This is a genomic window from Streptomyces sp. McG3 (assembly GCF_018619185.1).
GTDB lineage: Bacteria > Actinomycetota > Actinomycetes > Streptomycetales > Streptomycetaceae > Streptomyces.
The window spans coordinates 1-18550 of record NZ_JAAXYC010000153.1 but is presented as its reverse complement, the minus strand read 5'-3'; the positions used below and the strand labels follow the sequence as shown (position 1 = coordinate 18550).

Annotated in this window: 20 protein-coding genes; 19 read left to right on the top strand and 1 reads right to left on the bottom strand. The window is 71.5% G+C overall.

Annotation, left to right across the window (positions count from 1 at the left end; translation table 11 throughout):
• The 5 genes from HET64_RS23220 to ffh all read left to right on the top strand — a co-directional run.
• Window positions 1–970: hypothetical protein (locus HET64_RS23220; protein ID WP_215108537.1), on the top strand; the 970-nt coding region annotated here is incomplete at its 5' end.
• A gap of 356 nt (window positions 971–1326) precedes the next feature.
• On the top strand, window positions 1327–2679 hold the full coding sequence (locus HET64_RS23215) for an ammonium transporter (RefSeq protein ID WP_215108535.1): 1353 nt from the start codon (window positions 1327–1329) through the stop codon (window positions 2677–2679).
• A complete protein-coding gene (locus HET64_RS23210; protein ID WP_007452846.1) occupies window positions 2676–3014 on the top strand; it encodes a P-II family nitrogen regulator in 339 nt (112 codons plus the stop codon). The genes HET64_RS23215 and HET64_RS23210 overlap by 4 nt, the downstream gene beginning before the upstream one ends.
• A gap of 29 nt (window positions 3015–3043) precedes the next feature.
• Entirely contained in the window at window positions 3044–5518 is a 2475-nt protein-coding gene (locus tag HET64_RS23205) for a [protein-PII] uridylyltransferase (protein WP_215108532.1), read from the top strand.
• A 117-nt stretch (window positions 5519–5635) separates the two neighbouring features.
• Entirely contained in the window at window positions 5636–7183 is a 1548-nt protein-coding gene (ffh, locus tag HET64_RS23200) for a signal recognition particle protein (RefSeq protein ID WP_215108530.1), read from the top strand.
• 75 nt (window positions 7184–7258) lie between these two features.
• On the opposite strand, the gene HET64_RS23195 is transcribed toward ffh, so the two are convergent.
• Window positions 7259–8143, bottom strand: coding sequence for a methyltransferase domain-containing protein (locus HET64_RS23195; RefSeq protein WP_215108528.1), 885 nt, complete (start codon window positions 8141–8143; stop codon window positions 7259–7261).
• Window positions 8144–8596: 453 nt separating this feature from the next.
• Between HET64_RS23195 and HET64_RS23190 the strand changes: the two genes are divergently transcribed.
• The 14 genes from HET64_RS23190 to HET64_RS23125 form a co-directional block, all read left to right on the top strand.
• Complete coding sequence (locus HET64_RS23190) at window positions 8597–9190, top strand: hypothetical protein (RefSeq protein ID WP_003965961.1); 594 nt, start codon at window positions 8597–8599, stop codon at window positions 9188–9190.
• Between the two features lie 157 nt (window positions 9191–9347).
• Window positions 9348–9788 carry a 30S ribosomal protein S16 gene (rpsP, locus tag HET64_RS23185; RefSeq protein ID WP_215108526.1) on the top strand — a complete coding sequence of 147 codons (441 nt, stop codon included), beginning with the start codon at window positions 9348–9350 and terminating at the stop codon, window positions 9786–9788.
• 2 nt (window positions 9789–9790) lie between these two features.
• Window positions 9791–10030: an RNA-binding protein gene (locus HET64_RS23180; RefSeq protein WP_003965959.1), complete on the top strand. Its 240-nt coding sequence runs from the start codon at window positions 9791–9793 to the stop codon at window positions 10028–10030.
• 121 nt (window positions 10031–10151) lie between these two features.
• Window positions 10152–10742 carry a ribosome maturation factor RimM gene (gene rimM / locus HET64_RS23175; RefSeq protein WP_215108524.1) on the top strand — a complete coding sequence of 197 codons (591 nt, stop codon included), beginning with the start codon at window positions 10152–10154 and terminating at the stop codon, window positions 10740–10742.
• Window positions 10742–11563, top strand: a complete 822-nt coding sequence (gene trmD / locus HET64_RS23170) for a tRNA (guanosine(37)-N1)-methyltransferase TrmD (RefSeq protein WP_215108522.1) — start codon at window positions 10742–10744, stop codon at window positions 11561–11563. The genes rimM and trmD overlap by 1 nt, the downstream gene beginning before the upstream one ends.
• 130 nt (window positions 11564–11693) lie before the next feature.
• Entirely contained in the window at window positions 11694–12044 is a 351-nt protein-coding gene (rplS, locus tag HET64_RS23165; protein ID WP_215108520.1) for a 50S ribosomal protein L19, read from the top strand.
• Window positions 12045–12110: 66 nt separating this feature from the next.
• Window positions 12111–12881, top strand: coding sequence for a signal peptidase I (gene lepB / locus HET64_RS23160; RefSeq protein WP_215108518.1), 771 nt, complete (start codon window positions 12111–12113; stop codon window positions 12879–12881).
• Window positions 12874–13950 carry a signal peptidase I gene (lepB, locus tag HET64_RS23155; protein ID WP_215108515.1) on the top strand — a complete coding sequence of 359 codons (1077 nt, stop codon included), beginning with the start codon at window positions 12874–12876 and terminating at the stop codon, window positions 13948–13950. Before lepB (HET64_RS23160) ends, lepB (HET64_RS23155) begins: the two co-directional genes overlap by 8 nt.
• Entirely contained in the window at window positions 13853–14749 is an 897-nt protein-coding gene (gene lepB, locus HET64_RS23150; protein ID WP_215108539.1) for a signal peptidase I, read from the top strand. The genes lepB (HET64_RS23155) and lepB (HET64_RS23150) overlap by 98 nt, the downstream gene beginning before the upstream one ends.
• Before the next feature lie 50 nt (window positions 14750–14799).
• Complete coding sequence (gene lepB, locus HET64_RS23145; RefSeq protein ID WP_215108513.1) at window positions 14800–15555, top strand: signal peptidase I; 756 nt, start codon at window positions 14800–14802, stop codon at window positions 15553–15555.
• The gene (locus HET64_RS23140; RefSeq protein ID WP_215108511.1) at window positions 15552–16040 is read left to right on the top strand and encodes an NUDIX hydrolase; all 489 of its coding nucleotides are present in this window, start codon (window positions 15552–15554) and stop codon (window positions 16038–16040) included. Before lepB (HET64_RS23145) ends, HET64_RS23140 begins: the two co-directional genes overlap by 4 nt.
• 64 nt (window positions 16041–16104) lie before the next feature.
• The gene (locus HET64_RS23135; RefSeq protein ID WP_003965949.1) at window positions 16105–16413 is read left to right on the top strand and encodes a DUF2469 domain-containing protein; all 309 of its coding nucleotides are present in this window, start codon (window positions 16105–16107) and stop codon (window positions 16411–16413) included.
• Between the two features lie 158 nt (window positions 16414–16571).
• The gene (locus HET64_RS23130) at window positions 16572–16931 is read left to right on the top strand and encodes a YraN family protein (RefSeq protein ID WP_215108509.1); all 360 of its coding nucleotides are present in this window, start codon (window positions 16572–16574) and stop codon (window positions 16929–16931) included.
• Window positions 16931–18550 (top strand): YifB family Mg chelatase-like AAA ATPase (locus HET64_RS23125; RefSeq protein WP_215108507.1); only part of this gene is annotated, 1620 nt, incomplete at its 3' end. The genes HET64_RS23130 and HET64_RS23125, both read left to right, overlap by 1 nt.

Genomic DNA, 18550 nt, shown 5'->3' with positions numbered 1-18550 from the left:
CGCCCACCGCCCCTCCCGGCTCTCCCGGCCCGAGCTGGACCTGCTGGAGTCGACCACCGCGATGTTCCGGCAGTGGGACGCCCAGTGCGGCGGCGGACTGCGCCGCAAGGCCGTCGTCGGGCAGCTGCACGAGGTCACCGACCTGCTCCAGGAGCCCCAGCCGGGACCCACCGCCCAGCGCCTCTTCCGCTGCGCCGCCGAACTGGCCGAGCTGGCCGGCTGGATGAGCTATGACGTGGGCCTCCAGCCCACCGCCCAGAAGTACTTCGTGCTCGCCCTGCACGCCGCCAAGGAGGCCGGGGACAAGCCGCTCGGCAGCTACATCCTCTCCAGCATGAGCCGCCAGATGATCCACCTGGGCCGCCCCGACGACGCCCTGGAGCTGATCCACCTCGCGCAGTACGGCAGCCGCGACTGCGCCACCTCCCGTACGCAGGCGATGCTGTATGCGATGGAGGCCCGCGCCTACGCCAACATGGGCCAGCCCAGCAAGTGCAAGCGGGCCGTCCGGATGGCCGAGGACACCTTCCTGGACGCCGGTCTCGACGGCGAGCCCGAGCCCGACTGGATCCGCTTCTTCTCCGAGGCCGAGCTGAACGGGGAGAACGCCCACTCCTACCGCGACCTGGCCTATGTCGCCGGCCGCAGCCCCACGTACGCCTCGCTCGCCCAGCCCGTCATGGACAAGGCCGTCGAGCTGTTCGGCGAGGACGACGAGCACCAGCGCTCCTACGCGCTCAACCTCATCGGCATGGCCACCGTCCATCTCCTCCAGCGTGAGCCCGAGGAGTCCACCGTGCTCGCCACCCGCGCCCTGAAGATCGCCAAGAAGGTCCGTTCCGAGCGGGTGAACACCCGCCTGCGCAAGACCGTCGACACCGCTGCCAGGGACTTCGGCGACGTCGCCGACGTGGCCCGGCTCACCGATCTGCTCCACGAACAGCTGCCGGAGACCGCCGAAGCGGTCTGACCGGCCCCCCCGGGCCCCGGCCGCGGCGCCCCTTCCGTACAGCCCGACTCGGCTCCCCCATCGCCTGGTCACACGGAGGGCCGCCGTGGCCGGTTTCGTGTTTTTCCGGCTCCCGGGCGTTTCAACCGCACCGTATGCGGCGTGCGCCGCATGGTAGGCAGGGCACCGGACGCGCCACCCCGGATTCATATCGCCGTAACACGCGATCCCTCTTCGTCACGCTCGCGAAACACCGTGCGGCATCCCCGGAAACGGCGCTCGGCCAACCTCATGGCTCATAACCGGCCCGCACCTTCCCAGTGGTCCCGCAGCATTCCCCCGCACGCCGCGGCCGCACCGACGACGAGGAGACGCCGATGCCCCCAGGCATCACGACGCTTGCCGCAGACGCCCCCGAGCTGTCTGCCGCCAACACCGGGTTCATGCTCATCTGCTCGGCCCTGGTGATGCTCATGACCCCCGGCCTGGCCTTCTTCTACGGAGGCATGGTCCGCGTCAAGAGCACCCTCAACATGCTGATGATGAGCTTCATCAGCCTCGGGATCGTCACGATCCTGTGGGTGCTCTACGGATTCAGCCTCGCCTTCGGCACCGACGTCGGCTCGGTCATCGGCTGGAGCTCCGACTACGTCGGCCTCAGCAACATCGGCGTCACGGAACTCTGGGACGGCTACACCATCCCGGTCTACGTCTTCGCCGTCTTCCAGCTGATGTTCGCCGTCCTCACCCCGGCCCTGATCAGCGGCGCCCTCGCCGACCGGGTGAAGTTCACGGCCTGGGCGGTGTTCATCGTCCTGTGGGTCACCGTCGTCTACTTCCCCGTCGCCCACTGGGTCTGGGGCGCCGGCGGCTGGCTCTTCGAGATGGGCGTCATCGACTTCGCCGGCGGTACGGCCGTCCACATCAACGCCGGAGCCGCCGCCCTCGGCGTCATCCTGGTCATCGGCAAGCGCGTCGGCTTCAAGAAGGACCCGATGCGGCCGCACAGCCTGCCGCTCGTCATGCTCGGCGCGGCCCTCCTGTGGTTCGGCTGGTTCGGCTTCAACGCCGGATCCTGGCTCGGCAACGACGACGGCGTCGGCGCGGTCATGTTCCTGAACACCCAGGTCGCCACCGCCGCGGCCGTCCTCGGCTGGCTCGTCTACGAGAAGCTGCGCCACGGCTCCTTCACCACCCTGGGCGCCGCCTCCGGCGCGGTCGCCGGACTCGTCGCCATCACCCCGGCGGGCGGCTCCGTCAGCCCGCTCGGCGCGATCGCGGTCGGCGCCATCGCCGGTGTCCTGTGCGCCATGGCGGTCGGCCTGAAGTACAGGTTCGGCTACGACGACTCCCTGGACGTCGTCGGCGTCCACCTCGTCGGCGGCATCATCGGCTCCATCCTGGTCGGCTTCTTCGCCACCGGCGGTGTCCAGTCCGACGCCAAGGGCCTTTTCTACGGCGGCGGCCTCGAACAGCTCGGCAAGCAGGCCATCGGCGTCGTCGCCGTCCTCGCGTACTCTCTGGTCGTCTCCGCCCTCATCGCCCTCCTGCTCGACAGGACGATCGGGATGCGGGTCTCCGAGGACGACGAGGTCTCCGGCATCGACCAGGTCGAGCACGCCGAGACGGCGTACGACTTCAGCGGCGCCGGCGGCGGCACGGTCTCCCGCACCACCGCCCCCGCGACGGATCCGACGGCAGCACCGAAGGCAAAGAAGGTGGACGCATGAAGCTCATCACCGCGGTCGTGAAGCCCCACCGGCTGGACGAGATCAAGGAGGCCCTCCAGGCCTTCGGCGTCCAGGGGCTCACCGTCACGGAAGCCAGCGGTTACGGGCGACAGCGCGGCCACACCGAGGTCTACCGGGGCGCCGAGTACACCGTCGACCTGGTCCCCAAGATCCGCATCGAGGTCCTCGTCGAGGACGAGGACTCCGAACAGCTCATCGAGGTCGTCGTCAAGGCCGCCCGTACCGGCAAGATCGGTGACGGGAAGGTCTGGAGCGTCCCGGTCGAGACCGCCGTCCGCGTACGGACCGGCGAGCGCGGCCCGGACGCCCTCTGACCTACGGCCCGCAAACGGAAGGCAGCTGGGTGACGAGTACCGAAGTGACCACCAAAACCGAAGGCTCGGGACCCAGCGGCTACGCGGCGGCCCGGCTGCGCCTCCTCCAGCAGGAGGCGTGGTCCGGGCCGCCGCGCCGTGCGGCCCTCGCCCGCCTCACCGACGACTGGCTCACCGGCCTGTTCACCGCCGCCGCGACACACGCCGGGGTGAGGGGCGCGGCCCTCGTCGCCGTCGGCGGCTACGGCCGCGGCGAGCTCTCGCCGCGCAGCGACCTCGACCTGCTCCTCCTGCACGACGGGAGCGCCGACGCGGCGGCGCTCGCCGCCCTCGCCGACTCCGTCTGGTACCCGGTCTGGGACCTGGGCCTGGCCCTCGACCACTCCGTACGCACCCCCGGCGAGGCCAGGAAGACCGCGGGCGAGGACCTCAAGGTCCAGCTCGGCCTGCTGGACGCCCGCCCCGTCGCCGGCGACCTCGGCCTCGTCGCCTCCCTGCGCACCGCGATCCTCGCCGACTGGCGCAACCAGGCCCCCAAACGCCTCCCCGCCCTCCACGAGCTCTGCCAGGAACGGGCCGAGCGGACGGGCGAGCTCCAGTTCCTCCTGGAACCCGACCTCAAGGAGGCCCGCGGCGGCCTCCGCGACGCCACCGCCCTGCGCGCCGTGGCCGCCTCCTGGGTCGCCGACGCCCCCCGCGAAGGCCTCACCGAGGCCCGCCGCATCCTCCTGGACGCCCGCGACGCCCTCCACCTCACCACCGGGCGCGCCACCGACCGCCTCGCCCTCCAGGAACAGGACCAGGTCGCCCAGGCCCTCGGCCTCCTCGACGCCGACACCCTGCTCCGCAAGGTCTACGAGGCCGCCCGCACCGTCTCGTACGCCACTGACGTCACCTGGCGCGAGGTCAACCGGGTCCTGCGCGCCCGCTCCGTCCGCCCGAGGCTCCGCGCCATGCTCGGCGGCGGGCTCGGGTCCAAGGCCGTCCCCGAGCGCACCCCGCTCGCCGACGGCGTGGTGGACGCGGACGGCGAAGTGGTCCTCGCCCGCGCCGCACGCCCCGAACGCGACCCGGTCCTGACCCTGCGCGCCGCCGCTGCCGCCGCCGAGGCCGGGCTCCCGCTCTCCCGCCACCTCGTACGCCACCTGGCGGCCACCGCACAGCCGCTGCCGGTGCCCTGGCCCCCCGAGGCCCGCGAGGAACTCGTCACCCTGCTCGGCGCGGGAGAGGCCACCGTCGGCGTCTGGGAGGCGCTCGAAGCGGAAGGGATCATCACCCGCCTCCTGCCCGACTGGGAACGCGTCCACTGCCGCCCCCAGCGCAACGCCGTCCATACCTGGACCGTCGACCGGCACCTCGTGGAGACCGCCGTCCGCGCCTCCTTCCTCACCCGCCGCGTCCACCGCCCCGACCTCCTCCTGGTCGCGGCCCTCCTGCACGACATCGGCAAGGGCTGGCCCGGCGACCACTCCGTGGCCGGCGAGGTCATCGCCCGGGACATGGCCACCCGCATCGGCTTCGACAAGCACGACGTGGGCGTCATCGCCACCCTCGTACGCCACCATCTGCTGCTCGTCGAGACCGCCACCCGACGCGACCTCGACGATCCCGCCACTGTGCGGTCGGTCGCCGACGCCGTCTCCAGCACCACCACCCTGGAACTGCTGCACGCCCTCACCGAGGCGGACGCGCTCGCCACCGGGCCCGCCGCCTGGAGCTCCTGGCGCGCCTCCCTCGTCACCGACCTCGTCAAACGCGTCGCCGCCGTCCTCGCCGGGAAGTCCCCCGACGAGCCCGAGGAGGCCGCGCCCAGCGCCGAGCACGAACGCCTCGCCATCGAAGCCCTGCGTACCGGAGAACCCGTCCTCGCCCTGCACACCCGGCCCGAGGAGCCCGCCGGGGACGGCGAGGTGGAACCCGTCGGCGTCGAACTCCTCATCGCCCTGCCCGACCGCCCCGGCGTCCTGCCCGCCGCCGCCGGAGTCCTCGCCCTGCACCGCCTCACCGTGCGCGCCGCCGACCTGCGCGCGGTGGAGCTCCCCAACGAGCTGGGGGAGCGGGCGGACCTGCTGCTGCTCAGCTGGCGGGTCGCCGCCGAGTACGGGTCCCTCCCGCAGGCCGCCCGCCTCCGCGCCGACCTCGTACGCGTCCTCGACGGCTCCCTGGACATCCGGGCCCGCCTCGCCGAGCGGGAGGCCGCCTATCCGCGCCGGCGCGGCGTGAAGGCCCCGCCGCCCCGGGTGACCGTGGCCGCCGCCGGCTCCCGCCGGGCCACCGTCATCGAGGTCCGCGCCCAGGACGCCCCGGGCCTGCTCCACCGGATCGGCAACGCCCTGGAAGGCAGCGCCGTACGGGTGCGCAGCGCCCATGTCTCCACCCTCGGCGCCAACGCCGTGGACGCCTTCTACGTCACCGGGACCGACGACGAACCCCTGTCCCCGGCCCGGGCCACCGAGGTCGCCCGGGAGGTCGAGAAGGCGCTCGGCCGACCGGTGCAACCCTGACATCGGGCCCTCGCCGGACCTCCGATCCGGGCGAGGGCTTGGCGTTCCCCGGGGGACGGATACCCTGGAGGGCGACTGACCTGCCCCGCCCCCGACCCTTGAGGACCGACGAGCGCCGTGTTCGATACTCTCTCCGACCGCCTTAGCGCGACTTTCAAGAACCTCAGGGGCAAGGGCCGCTTGTCCGAGGCGGACATCGACGCCACGGCACGCGAGATCCGTATCGCTCTGCTGGAAGCCGACGTCGCCCTGCCCGTGGTCCGGGCCTTCATCGCCAATGTGAAGGAGCGGGCGCGCGGCGTCGAGGTCTCCCAGGCGCTGAACCCCGCCCAGCAGGTCGTCAAGATCGTCAACGAGGAGCTCGTCTCCATCCTCGGCGGCGAGACCCGGCGGCTCCGGTTCGCCAAGACCGCGCCCACCGTGATCATGCTCGCCGGTCTCCAGGGCGCCGGCAAGACGACGCTGGCCGGAAAGCTCGGCCTCTGGCTCAAGGGCCAGGGTCACTCCCCGCTGCTCGTCGCCTGCGACCTCCAGCGCCCCAACGCCGTCAACCAGCTCAGCGTCGTCGCCGAGCGCGCCGGCGTCGCGGTGTACGCGCCCGAGCCGGGCAACGGCGTCGGCGATCCGGTCCAGGTCGCCAAGGACTCCATCGAGTTCGCCAAGGCCAAGGTCCACGACATCGTCATCGTCGACACCGCCGGCCGCCTCGGCATCGACCAGGAACTGATGCAACAGGCCGCGGACATCCGCGACGCCGTCAGCCCCGACGAGATCCTCTTCGTCGTCGACGCGATGATCGGTCAGGACGCGGTCAACACCGCCGAGGCCTTCCGCGACGGCGTCGGCTTCGACGGCGTGGTGCTCTCCAAGCTCGACGGCGACGCCCGCGGTGGCGCGGCCCTGTCGATCGCCCACGTCACGGGCAAGCAGGTCATGTTCGCGTCGAACGGCGAGAAGCTGGAGGACTTCGACGCGTTCCACCCGGACCGGATGGCCTCCCGCATCCTCGACATGGGTGACCTGCTCACCCTGATCGAGCAGGCGGAGAAGACGTTCAGCCAGGAAGAGGCCGCCAAAATGGCCTCGAAGCTCCAGTCGAGCAAGGGTGGCAAGGACTTCACCCTCGACGACTTCCTGGCCCAGATGGAGCAGGTCCGCAAGATGGGCTCCATCTCCAAGCTGCTCGGGATGCTGCCCGGCATGGGGCAGATCAAGGACCAGATCAACAACATCGACGAGCGCGACATCGACCGCACCGCCGCGATCATCAAGTCGATGACCCCGAAGGAGCGCGCCGAGCCGACGCTCATCAACGGTTCGCGCCGCGCCCGCATCGCCAAGGGTTCGGGCGTCGAGGTCTCCGCGGTCAAGAGCCTGGTGGAGCGCTTCTTCGAGGCCCGCAAGATGATGTCCAAGATGGCCCAGGGCGGCGGTATGCCCGGGATGCCGGGTATGCCCGGCATGGGCGGCGGCCCCGGCCGGCAGAAGAAGCAGGTCAAGCAGGCCAAGGGCAAGCGCAAGAGCGGCAACCCCATGAAGCGCAAGGCCGAGGAGGCCGCCGCCGCCGAGCGCCGCGAGCAGGCGGCCCAGGGCGGCGCGCTCGGTCTGCCCGCCCAGGAGGAGAAGAACTTCGAGCTGCCGGACGAGTTCAAGAAGTTCATGTAACGCGAACCGAGCACCACGCGTAAGGGGCGCCCTTTCTCAAGGGTGCCCCTTACGCGTGCCGTGCTCCCCGTCGGCTCAGGTCACGCAGACCAGATAGCGGAAGACGTTCGGCATCCACACCGTGCCGTCCTGCCGCCGGTGCGGATGCAGGGCCTCCGCGACCTCCTTCTCCACCTGGGAGCGGTACGTGGCCCGTACGGCGGCGTCGAAGAGCCCGGTGGACAGCAGGCCGCGCACCGCGCTGTTCACGTCCGCGTAGCCGAACGGGCAGGACACCCGCCCCGAACCGTCCGGCTTCAGCCCGGCCCGCGCCGCCACGTCCTCCAGATCGTCCCGGAGCGTCGGGCGCCACCTGCCCGGGTCGGTACGCGGCGGACGCGCGGACTCCGCCAGCCGCGCGGCCACCCGCAGCACCGCGGCCGTGGCGCAGCGCTCCGGCGGCCCCCATCCGGTCAGCACCACCGAGGCGCCCCTGACCGCCAGCGGCACGGCCGACCGCAGCGCCGGCACCAGCCCCTCGGAGTCCCCGGCCGCACAGCCGATCGGCTCGAAGACCGTGATCAGGTTGTACGGGGCGCCGTCCGCGCCGGCCGGTACGGGCAGTCCGTCCTCCAGCAGCCGGGCCCGGCTGCGGGCCGGATGCGGGGAGTGCGCGGGCGCGTCGTCCCAGCCCGCGTCGGGCAGCAGCCGGGCCCGGGCCAGCGCCAGACGCTCCTCGTCGGAGTCCACACCCGTGACGTGTGCCCCGCGGGCCGCCGCGACGAGCATCGCGAGCCCCGAGCCACAGCCGAGGGACAGCATCCGGGTGGCGGCCCCGACTTCCATCCGGTCATACACCGCCTCGTACAGCGGCGCGAGCATGCGTTCCTGGATCTCGGCCCAGTCGCGTGCGCGGGTACCGGCGTCCGCCGGTGCGGAGGCATCCGCGGCCGGCTGGTTCCGGACGAGCGTTGGTGTCATGGAAAGTGCCCCAATCCGCCAAGAGGTCGGTCGTGCCCGAGTGGACGTCCCCCGTGTGCGTGTGTTCCGCACCCCCGTAGCCAGAGAACTGCGCATCCGCCGTTCCGTCCAGGGGTTGTGGAGCAGTGCTTGCGTGCCCCGTCCGTGCGCCCCGTCCCACGTCTGCTCTCCGTCCAGTCTTACCCGACACCCCGCGCCGGGCACGTCGAGAGGAGGGGCGGGTAGTCTCTCCGGCGGATTCGTCAGGAGCGCGGGCCGCCCGCGCACCTCACATCCGGAGCCCCGGGGCGTACCGCACGCTGTGCACCACCTTGGTGTGAGCTGTGCGTCTTCTCCGCAGTTCTGCGCACCCGCCCTCGTCCGGACGCATCAAGGGCAACTGACTGGTACGTGCAAATTATTTGGGATGCCCCGGAATAGGAACACCGGGGCCCTCGGGCTCGTTGTCACGACGTGAGCACGACACCACCTGTACTTGCCGCAGAGCTGGCACAGGCGTGGGCCGACATTCAGCGGTACCACCCCGAGCTGCCCGATCTTGCCGCGCCCGAGTCCCTGATCGGAGAGTCCTCGTCCGCCTGTGGCGCCGAGCTCTCCTTCGAGCGACTGCTCCATGAGGCAGTCCACGGCATCGCCGCCGCGAGAGGAGTCCGAGACACCTCCCGCGCCGGCCGCTACCACAACCGACGCTTCCTCGCGATCGCCGAGGAGCTGGGCCTCGATCATGCCGAGGAACCCCACCCCAGCAGCGGATTCTCGCTGGTCACGCTGAATCCGGAAGCCAAGCGCCGGTACCGTCCGACCACCGAACGGCTGCAGCGCGCCCTCAAGGCGCACACCGTCGCCACCGCCGCCGACACCAAGCGCTCCTTCCGCGGACCTGCCGCCCGGCACGGTTCCTCCGGGGGCGGTGTGCGGGTCAAGGCCGTCTGCGACTGCGGACGCAACGTCCGCGTCGTGCCGTCGGTCCTGGCACAGGCGCCGATCGTCTGCGGTGGCTGCGGCAAGCCGTTCCGGATTCCGGAAGCGGCGGTCGCGGTGGGGTGAGCCGATGTGGTGTGGCACAATGGCTAGCTGTACTCGACAGTCGCACAGGACCCCTCTCTCCTCCGGCTGACGCGTCCATCGGGCACTCCGAGTACCGCAACCCCACGTGGCATCTAGTTGTGCCCAACCACGTCATAGACCAGGAGACACCACTTCCGTGGCAGTCAAGATCAAGCTGAAGCGTCTGGGCAAGATCCGTTCGCCTCACTACCGCATCGTCGTCGCCGACTCCCGTACCCGCCGTGATGGCCGGGCCATCGAGGAGATCGGCCTGTACCACCCGGTGCAGAACCCCTCGCGCATCGAGGTCAACGCAGAGCGCGCGCAGTACTGGCTGTCCGTCGGCGCCCAGCCGACCGAGCCGGTCCTCGCGATCCTGAAGCTCACCGGTGACTGGCAGGCCCACAAGGGTCTCCCGGCCCCCGCGCCGCTGCTGCAGCCGGAGCCCAAGGCTGACAAGCGCGCGCTGTTCGAGGCGCTGTCCTCGGACGGCGACGAGGCCAAGGGTGAGGCCATCACCCCCAAGGCCAAGAAGTCCGACAAGAAGGCGGACGAGGCGGCTGAGGCCCCCGCGTCCACCGAGTCGACCGAGGCCTGAGCATGCTCGAGGAGGCTCTCGAGCACCTCGTGAAGGGCATCGTCGACAACCCCGACGACGTACAGGTTGCCGAGCGCACCCTGCGTCGCGGGCGCGTGCTGGAGGTCCGGGTCCACCCCGACGACCTCGGCAAGGTGATCGGCCGTAACGGCCGCACCGCTCGCGCTCTGCGCACGGTCGTGGGTGCCATCGGCGGCCGTGGGATCCGCGTCGACCTCGTCGATGTGGACCAGGTTCGCTGATAAGCGAGTTGAACACCGGCCAGGGCCGGGGAGGGCCTTCGGGCCGTCCCCGGCCTTTGTCGTCGGCCACCCGGACGTTTCCGACAGGTCGACGTCCCCACCCCACCAATCGGAGAACAGCGTGCAGTTGGTAGTCGCGCGGATCGGACGCGCCCACGGCATCAAGGGCGAGGTCACCGTCGAGGTACGAACGGACGAGCCGGAGCTGCGGCTCGGCCCCGGCGCCGTCCTGGCCACCGAACCGGCGGCGACCGGTCCGCTGACGATCGAGACGGGCCGGGTCCACAGCGGCAGGCTCCTGCTGCGCTTCGAAGGGGTGCGCGACCGCACCGGCGCCGAGGCGCTGCGCAACACCCTGCTGATCGCCGAGGTGGACCCGGAGGAGCTCCCCGAGGACGAGGACGAGTTCTACGACCACCAGCTGATCGACCTCGACGTGGTGCTCGCCGACGGCACCGCGATCGGCCGGATCACCGAGGTCTCCCACCTGCCCTCGCAGGACCTGTTCATCGTGGAGCGCCCCGACGGCAGCGAGGTGATGATCCCCTTCGTGGAGGAGATCGTCACCGAGATCGACCTGGAGGAGCAGCGCGCGGTGATCACCCCGCCGCCCGGCCTCATCGACGAGAGCGAGGCCGTGGTCGCCTCCTCGCGCGATGAAGAGGAAGAGGCCGCCGGGGACGCGGACGAGGCGCCGAAGGGCGACGCCTGATGCGGCTCGACGTCGTCACGATCTTCCCGGAGTACCTGGAACCGCTGAACGTCTCCCTCGTCGGCAAGGCCCGCGCCCGCGGCGTGCTGGACGTCCACGTCCACGACCTGCGGGAGTGGACGTACGACCGGCACAACACGGTGGACGACACCCCCTACGGTGGCGGCCCCGGCATGGTCATGAAGACCGAGCCCTGGGGCGAGGCGCTCGACGAGGCCCTGGCCGACGGCTACGAGGCCGGGGCGCACTCCCCGGTGCTCGTCGTGCCCACGCCCAGCGGCCGGCCGTTCACCCAGGAACTGGCCGTCGAACTCTCCGCCGAGCCCTGGCTCGTCTTCACCCCGGCCCGGTACGAGGGCATCGACCGCCGGGTGATCGACGAGTACGCCACCCGGCTGCGGGTCGTCGAGGTCTCCATCGGGGACTATGTGCTGGCCGGCGGGGAAGCGGCCGTCCTGGTGATCACGGAGGCCGTGGCCCGGCTGCTGCCGGGCGTCCTCGGCAACGCCGAGTCACACCGGGACGACTCCTTCGCCCCGGGCGCGATGGCCGACCTCCTGGAGGGCCCGGTCTTCACCAAGCCGCCCGAGTGGCGCGGCCGCTCCATCCCGGACGTCCTGCTCAGCGGACACCACGGCAGGATCGCCCGCTGGCGGCGTGACCAGGCCTTCGCCCGCACGGCACTCAACCGGCCCGACCTGATCGAGCGGTGCGAGGCGAGCGCCTTCGACAAGAAGGACCGCGAGATCCTCTCCATCCTCGGCTTCGCACCGGAGCCCGGCGGCCGATTTTGGCGCAGGCCCACCGCCGTGGAAGAATAGGCCGCTGCTGTACGTCCGGTGTGCGCCCCTGCCACAGGGGGAAAGACGCCCGCCCGACGCGATCAGCACTCCGAACTCTTCAACGACATCCCGTCGATGACCTGTGGCATCGGCGAAGAAAGCAGAAACCATGGCTTCCCTGCTCGATGGCGTCAACGCCGCCACCCTCCGTTCGGACCTCCCGGCGTTCCGCCCCGGTGACACCGTCAACGTTCACGTGCGCGTGATCGAGGGCAACCGCTCCCGTATCCAGCAGTTCAAGGGCATCGTCATCCGCCGCCAGGGCTCGGGCGTCGGCGAGACCTTCACGGTCCGCAAGGTCTCCTTCAGCGTCGGCGTCGAGCGCACCTTCCCGGTGCACAGCCCGATCTTCGAGAAGATCGAGCTCGTCACCCGCGGTGACGTCCGTCGCGCCAAGCTGTACTTCCTCCGTGAGCTGCGCGGCAAGGCCGCGAAGATCAAGGAGAAGCGCGACCGCTGAGTCGCCGCCCGGTCATCCCCCTGGGGGTGACCCGTCCACAGGGCGGCCGGATAAGATTCGGCCGCGATGGACACGCAAGCACAGCACTCGGAGCGCGACCGCTCCCCGGACCCCGACGCGGGTTCCGGGGAGAGGTCGCGCTTCTCGCGCATACGGGACCGTGTCGTCTCCGTCCTGTCCTGGCGGCGGGTGCTCACCGGGGTGTTCCTGGCCGCTGTCGTCCTGCTGCTGTTCAGCTCCTACGTGGTCCAGCCGTTCCTGATCCCCAGCCGCTCGATGGAGCCCACGCTGAAGGTCGGTGACCGGGTTCTCGTCAACAAACTGGCCTACCGTTTCGGCGCCGAGCCCGAGCGCGGCGACGTGGTGGTCTTCGACGGCACCGGCTCGTTCGTACGGGAGGACCTCGACGCGGACCTGCTGACCGGGCTGGTGCGCGGGGCGGCCTCCTCCCTGGGGCTCACGGAGCCCGCCGACACCGACTTCGTGAAGCGGGTGGTGGGCGTGGGCGGTGACCGCGTCGTCTGCTGCGACGCGCGGGGAAGGCTCGCGGTCGACGACGTGACGGTGGACGAGCCGTACCTGTACCCCGGTGACACCGCCTCCCGGGTGCCCTTCGACATCGTGGTGCCCGCCGGCACCCTGTGGATGATGGGCGACCACCGCAGCCGCTCCAGCGACTCCCGGGACCATCTCGGATCGCCCGGCGGCGGGATGGTCCCCGTCGAGCGGGTGACCGGCCGGGTGGACTGGCTGGGCTGGCCGCCTGCCCGGACGGGGTCGCTGGAGGGGACCGGCGCCTTCGACGGCGTACGGGCTCCCGGCGCGGCGCATGGGTAACCGCGGGCGTCCGCGCGGCGCACCCGATCCCGACGCGGCCCTGCCGACCGGGACCAGGCCCACCGGGCCGCGCTCCCTGCCCACCCGGGCGGAACGCCGCCGGCTGGCCAAGAAGGTCCGGCGCAGGCGTCGTGGGTCCGCGGTGAGGGAGATACCCGTCCTCGTCGTCGTGGCGCTGCTGATCGCGCTCGTCCTGAAGACGTTCCTGGTGCAGGCGTTCGTCATCCCGTCCGGGTCGATGGAACAGACCATCCGGATCGGCGACCGGGTGCTCGTGGACAAGCTGACCCCGTGGTTCGGGTCGAAGCCGCAGCGCGGCGACGTCGTGGTGTTCAAGGACCCCGGCGGCTGGCTCCAGCAGGAGAACCCCGGGGAGGAGAAGGACCCGCCGATCGGCGTCAAGCAGGTCACCGAGCTGCTGACCTTCATCGGGCTGCTGCCGTCCGACGATGAGCAGGACCTGATCAAGCGGGTCATCGCGGTGGGCGGCGACACCGTGAAGTGCTGCGGCGAGGACGGCCGGGTCACCGTCAACGGCGTACCGCTGGCCGAGACGTACCTCCACCCCGACGACCGGCCCTCGACCATCTCGTTCGAGGTGAAGGTTCCCCGGGGCCGGCTGTTCATGATGGGGGACCACCGGTCCGACTCGGCCGACTCCCGCTTCCACCTCGACGAACCCCACCGGGGCACGGTCTCCGAGGAAGAGGTCGTGGGGCGGGCCGTCGTGATCGCCTGGCCGTTCGGCCACTGGAGCACCCTGGAACAGCGCGACACCTTTGGCGCGGTCCCGGACGCGCGCGCATCGGAGGCGGCGGCTCCGCGCCCGTCGAATAGTGTGGCACCTCCGGATCCCTATGGAATGGTCCGGCTCCCGACCCCTGCGGAACTCCCGCTCGTTATGGGAGTGGTGGGCCTGCACCGGATCGGGCGCGGGCAGTGGCACGTATTGAGGAGTGGATGTGGGGGATTTGGCGGTCGGCGCACGATCCGGACACGACGAACCCGAGGACCGGCCGGAGCGCGACGAGTCTCCCGCGGGCGGGGCGGCGGTCCCGCCGGAGGGTGAGGGCGATCCCCCGGGCGGCGACGGCGGCAGGCCGGCCAGGAGGCAACGTTCCTTCTGGCTGGAGCTTCCGCTGCTCGTCGGTATCGCGCTGGTTCTGGCGCTGCTGATCAAGACGTTCCTGGTCCAGGCGTTCTCGATCCCCTCGGACTCCATGCAGAACACTCTGCAGCGGGGTGACCGGGTGCTGGTCGACAAGCTGACCCCGTGGTTCGGCTCGGAGCCGGAGCGCGGCGAGGTCGTGGTCTTCCACGACCCGGGCGGCTGGCTCGAGGACACCGTGACCCCGGAGCCCAACGCGGTGCAGAAGTTCCTGAGCTTCATCGGCCTGATGCCGTCCTCCGAGGAGAAGGACCTGATCAAGCGGGTCATCGCGGTCGGCGGCGACACCGTGGAGTGCAAGGAGAACGGGCCGGTCACGGTCAACGGGAAGAGCCTGGACGAGAAGTCGTTCATCTTCCCGGGGAACACCCCGTGCAACGACAAGCCCTTCGGCCCGATCAAGGTGCCGGACGGCCGGATCTTCGTCATGGGCGACCACCGGCAGAACTCCCTGGACTCGCGCTACCACCAGGAGCTCCCGGGACAGGGCACGGTCTCCACGGACGAGGTCGTCGGCCGCGCCGTCGTCATCGCCTGGCCGCTGGGCCGCTGGGCGACCCTCCCGGTCCCGGACACCTTCGACCAGCCCGGTCTGAACACGGCCGCCGCGATGGCGCCGGCGGCACTGGGCGTAGCCGGAGCGGTGCCCCTCGTGTTGTGGCGCCGCCGGAGGCTGACCGCCGGGCGTACCGCCGGGTAGGGTGCCGACTCGGATCAGCGATTGTCGATCTCCGACGGGGGAGCGCTGGGATGAGTGGTACAGGACGCAAGGAAGACGGCCGCGGCCGGCTCGGCGCCATGATGTCGGGCCTGGCCGTGGCCGTCGGCTGTGTGCTCTTCCTCGGCGGTTTCGTCTGGGCGGCGATGGTCTACCAGCCGTACACGGTCCCGACCGACTCGATGTCCCCCACGGTGAAGCCCGGTGACCGGGTGCTCGCCGAGCGGATGGACGGCACCGATGTCCGGCGCGGTGACGTGGTGGTCTTCACCGACCAGGTCTGGGGCGCCACCCCGATGGTGAAGCGCGTCGTCGGGATCGGCGGGGACAAGGTCGCCTGCTGCGACCGGGAGGGGCGGCTCACCGTCAACGGAACCCCCGTCGACGAGCCCTACCTCGACCGGGGCCCGGCCGCACCGGGCACGAAGGCGCCGGCCTCGCCCCAGGACTTCTCCGCCACCGTCCCCCGGGGCCAGATCTTTCTGCTCGGCGACGAGCGGGCCACCTCCCTGGACTCCCGCGTCCACCTCCAGGACGGCGACGGGGGCTCCGTGCCGCTGAGCGCGGTGCAGGGCCGCGTGGACGCGGTGGCCTGGCCGATGGACGGCATGATCGACCGGCCCTCCTCGTTCGCCGCGCTGCCCGGCGGGGTGTCCGCCGCCGGGCCGCTGCCGTTCCAGCTGGGCGCGATCGTGGTGGGAGCCGTACTCATCCTGGGCGGCGCGGTGTACGGGCCCGTGGCGGCGCGCCTCGCCCGCCGGAGGACGCCCGCCGGAGCGGCCCGATGACCTCCGGGGCCCGCAGGGTCGCCCGGGTGGTCCTCCTGGACCCCGACGACCGCGTCCTGCTGCTGCACGGCCATGAGCCGGACGACCCGGACGACACCTGGTGGTTCACCCCGGGCGGAGGTCTGGAGGGCGACGAGACCCGGGAGGCGGCGGCCCGCCGCGAGCTGGAGGAGGAGACCGGGATCACCGACATCGAGCTGGGTCCTCTGCTCTGGACCCGGATCTGTTCCTTCCCGTTCGACGGGCGGCGCTGGGACCAGGACGAGTGGTACTACCTGGCCCGTACGACGCAGACCGCTACGGCCCCGCAGGGCCTCACCGACCTGGAACTGCGCAGCGTCGCCGGTCTGAGGTGGTGGACTTCCGCCGAACTGCTCGCGACGCGTGAGACGGTGTACCCGACCAGACTCGCCGAGCTGCTCCGCACGCTCCTCGACGAGGGTCCCCCGTGCGATCCGCTGGTTCTGACCCCCGAAATCGTCTAATCGTCCAGGGGCGTCGGAGGCTGACGCACAATGGGGGCACGCACGGCTGAAGGGGAAACATGCCATGAGCGCCGAGGACCTCGAGAAGTACGAGACCGAGATGGAGCTGAAGCTCTACCGGGAGTACCGCGATGTCGTCGGTCTGTTCAAATATGTGATCGAGACCGAACGGCGCTTCTACCTCACCAACGACTACGAGATGCAGGTGCACTCCGTCCAGGGTGAGGTTTTCTTCGAGGTGTCCATGGCGGACGCCTGGGTCTGGGACATGTACCGGCCCGCGAGGTTCGTCAAGCAGGTCCGCGTGCTGACCTTCAAGGACGTCAACATCGAAGAGCTCAACAAGAGCGATCTGGAACTTCCGGGAGGCTGACCCCGCGCTGCCCGGTGCCGGGCCCCCGATACGCGCGTCGCGGATACGACCCGGTCACCCTTGTGGGTGGCCGGGTTTTCCACATCCGCGGAGTTGTCCACCAAGATCCACATCTTGGGGCGGGCCGGGTCACAGTCGGTGCCGGAGGTGGTGCCGATATGAACGCACGGGGGGCACTCGGGCGGTACGGCGAGGATCTGGCGGCGCGGCTGCTGGCCGAAGCCGGAATGGCGGTGGTCGAGCGCAACTGGCGCTGTCGCGCCGGAGAGATCGACATCGTGGCCAGGGACGGCGACGCCTTGGTCTTCTGCGAGGTGAAGACGCGCAGGTCACAAGGGTTCGAGCACCCCATGGCGGCGGTCGGTCCGGTCAAGGCGGACCGGCTGCGACGGCTCGCCGAGATCTGGCTCGACCGGCACGGCGGGCCACCGCCCGGCGGGGTCCGCATCGATCTGATCGGGGTGATCGTGCCCCGGCGCGGAGCCCCGGTCGCGGAGCACGCCCGGGGGGTGTCCTGATGGGCTTCGCGCGAGCGTGTTCCGTGGCGCTGATCGGTGTCGAGGGTGTGGTGGTGGAGGTCCAGGCGGACCTGGAGCCGGGCGTGGCGGCCTTCACCCTGGTCGGACTGCCGGACAAGAGCCTGATCGAGAGCCGGGACCGGGTGCGGGCCGCCGTGGTCAATTCCGGTGCCGAGTGGCCGCAGAAGAAGCTCACGGTCGGCCTCTCCCCGGCCTCCGTGCCGAAGAGCGGTTCGGGTTTCGACCTCGCCGTCGCGTGTGCGGTCCTCGGGGCCGCGGAGCGGATCGACCCCGCCGCGATCGCCGACGTGGTCATGATCGGCGAGCTGGGTCTGGACGGCCGGGTCCGTCCGGTACGGGGCGTGCTGCCCGCCGTCCTCGCGGCGGCCGAAGCGGGGTACGAGCAGGTCGTGGTCCCCGAGCAGACGGCCGGGGAGGCGGCCCTGGTGCCGGGGGTCTCGGTCCTCGGCGTCCGGAGCCTGCGCCAGCTCATCGCCGTCCTGTGCGACGAACCGGTGCCCGGGGAGCCGGTCGACGGCCAGGGACGCCCCGACGCCATGCTGGCCGGGCTCATGATCCCGGGCACGGGCCTCGGTACGGGGCTCGCCCCGGCCGCCGGGCGGGGCGACGGGCACCGGCCCGACCTGGCGGACGTCGCTGGGCAGCCGCGCCCGCGCCAGGCCCTGGAGGTGGCCGCGGCCGGGGGACACCATCTGCTGTTCTCGGGCCCACCGGGCGCCGGAAAGACCATGCTGGCCGAGCGGCTGTCGTCGGTCCTGCCGCCTTTGACCCGGCAGGAATCCCTCGAAGTGACGGCGGTCCACTCCGTGGCGGGCATCCTCCCCCCGGGTGAACCGCTCGTCTCCCGGGCGCCCTACTGCGCCCCGCACCACTCGGCGACCATGCAGTCCCTGGTCGGCGGGGGCAACGGGATGCCGAGGCCCGGGGCGGTGTCGCTCGCCCACCGCGGGGTGCTGTTCCTGGACGAGGCCCCCGAGTTCTCGGGCAAGGCCCTCGACGCGCTGCGGCAGCCGCTGGAGTCGGGGCATGTGGTGGTCGCGCGGTCCGCGGGGGTGGTGCGGCTGCCGGCCCGTTTCCTGATGGTCCTGGCCGCGAATCCGTGCCCCTGTGGCCGGCACTCGCTCACCGGCGCGGGCTGCGAGTGCCCGCCCTCGGTCGTCCGCCGCTATCAGGCGCGGCTGTCCGGGCCCCTCCTCGACCGGGTGGACCTGCGGGTCGAGGTGGAGCCGGTCGACCGCGCGGACCTCCTGGGGCAGGGCGGCCGGGGCGAGTCGACGGCCGTCGTCGCCGCACGGGTACGGGACGCCAGGGCGCGGGCGGCCGAGCGGCTGGCCGGCACCCCGTGGACCACGAACAGCGAGGTGCCCGGCCATGAGCTGCGGACCCGGCTGCTCGTGGCACCGGGAGCGCTGGCGGCCGCGGAGCGGGATCTGGAGCGCGGGATTCTCACGGCCCGGGGCCTGGACCGGGTGCTGAGGGTGGCGTGGACCGTGGCGGACCTGCGCGGCGCCGACCGCCCGGACGCCTCCGACGTGGCGGTCGCCCTGGAGCTGCGTACGGGCATCCAGCGCGGGGTGCCGATGGGGGTGGGGGAGCGG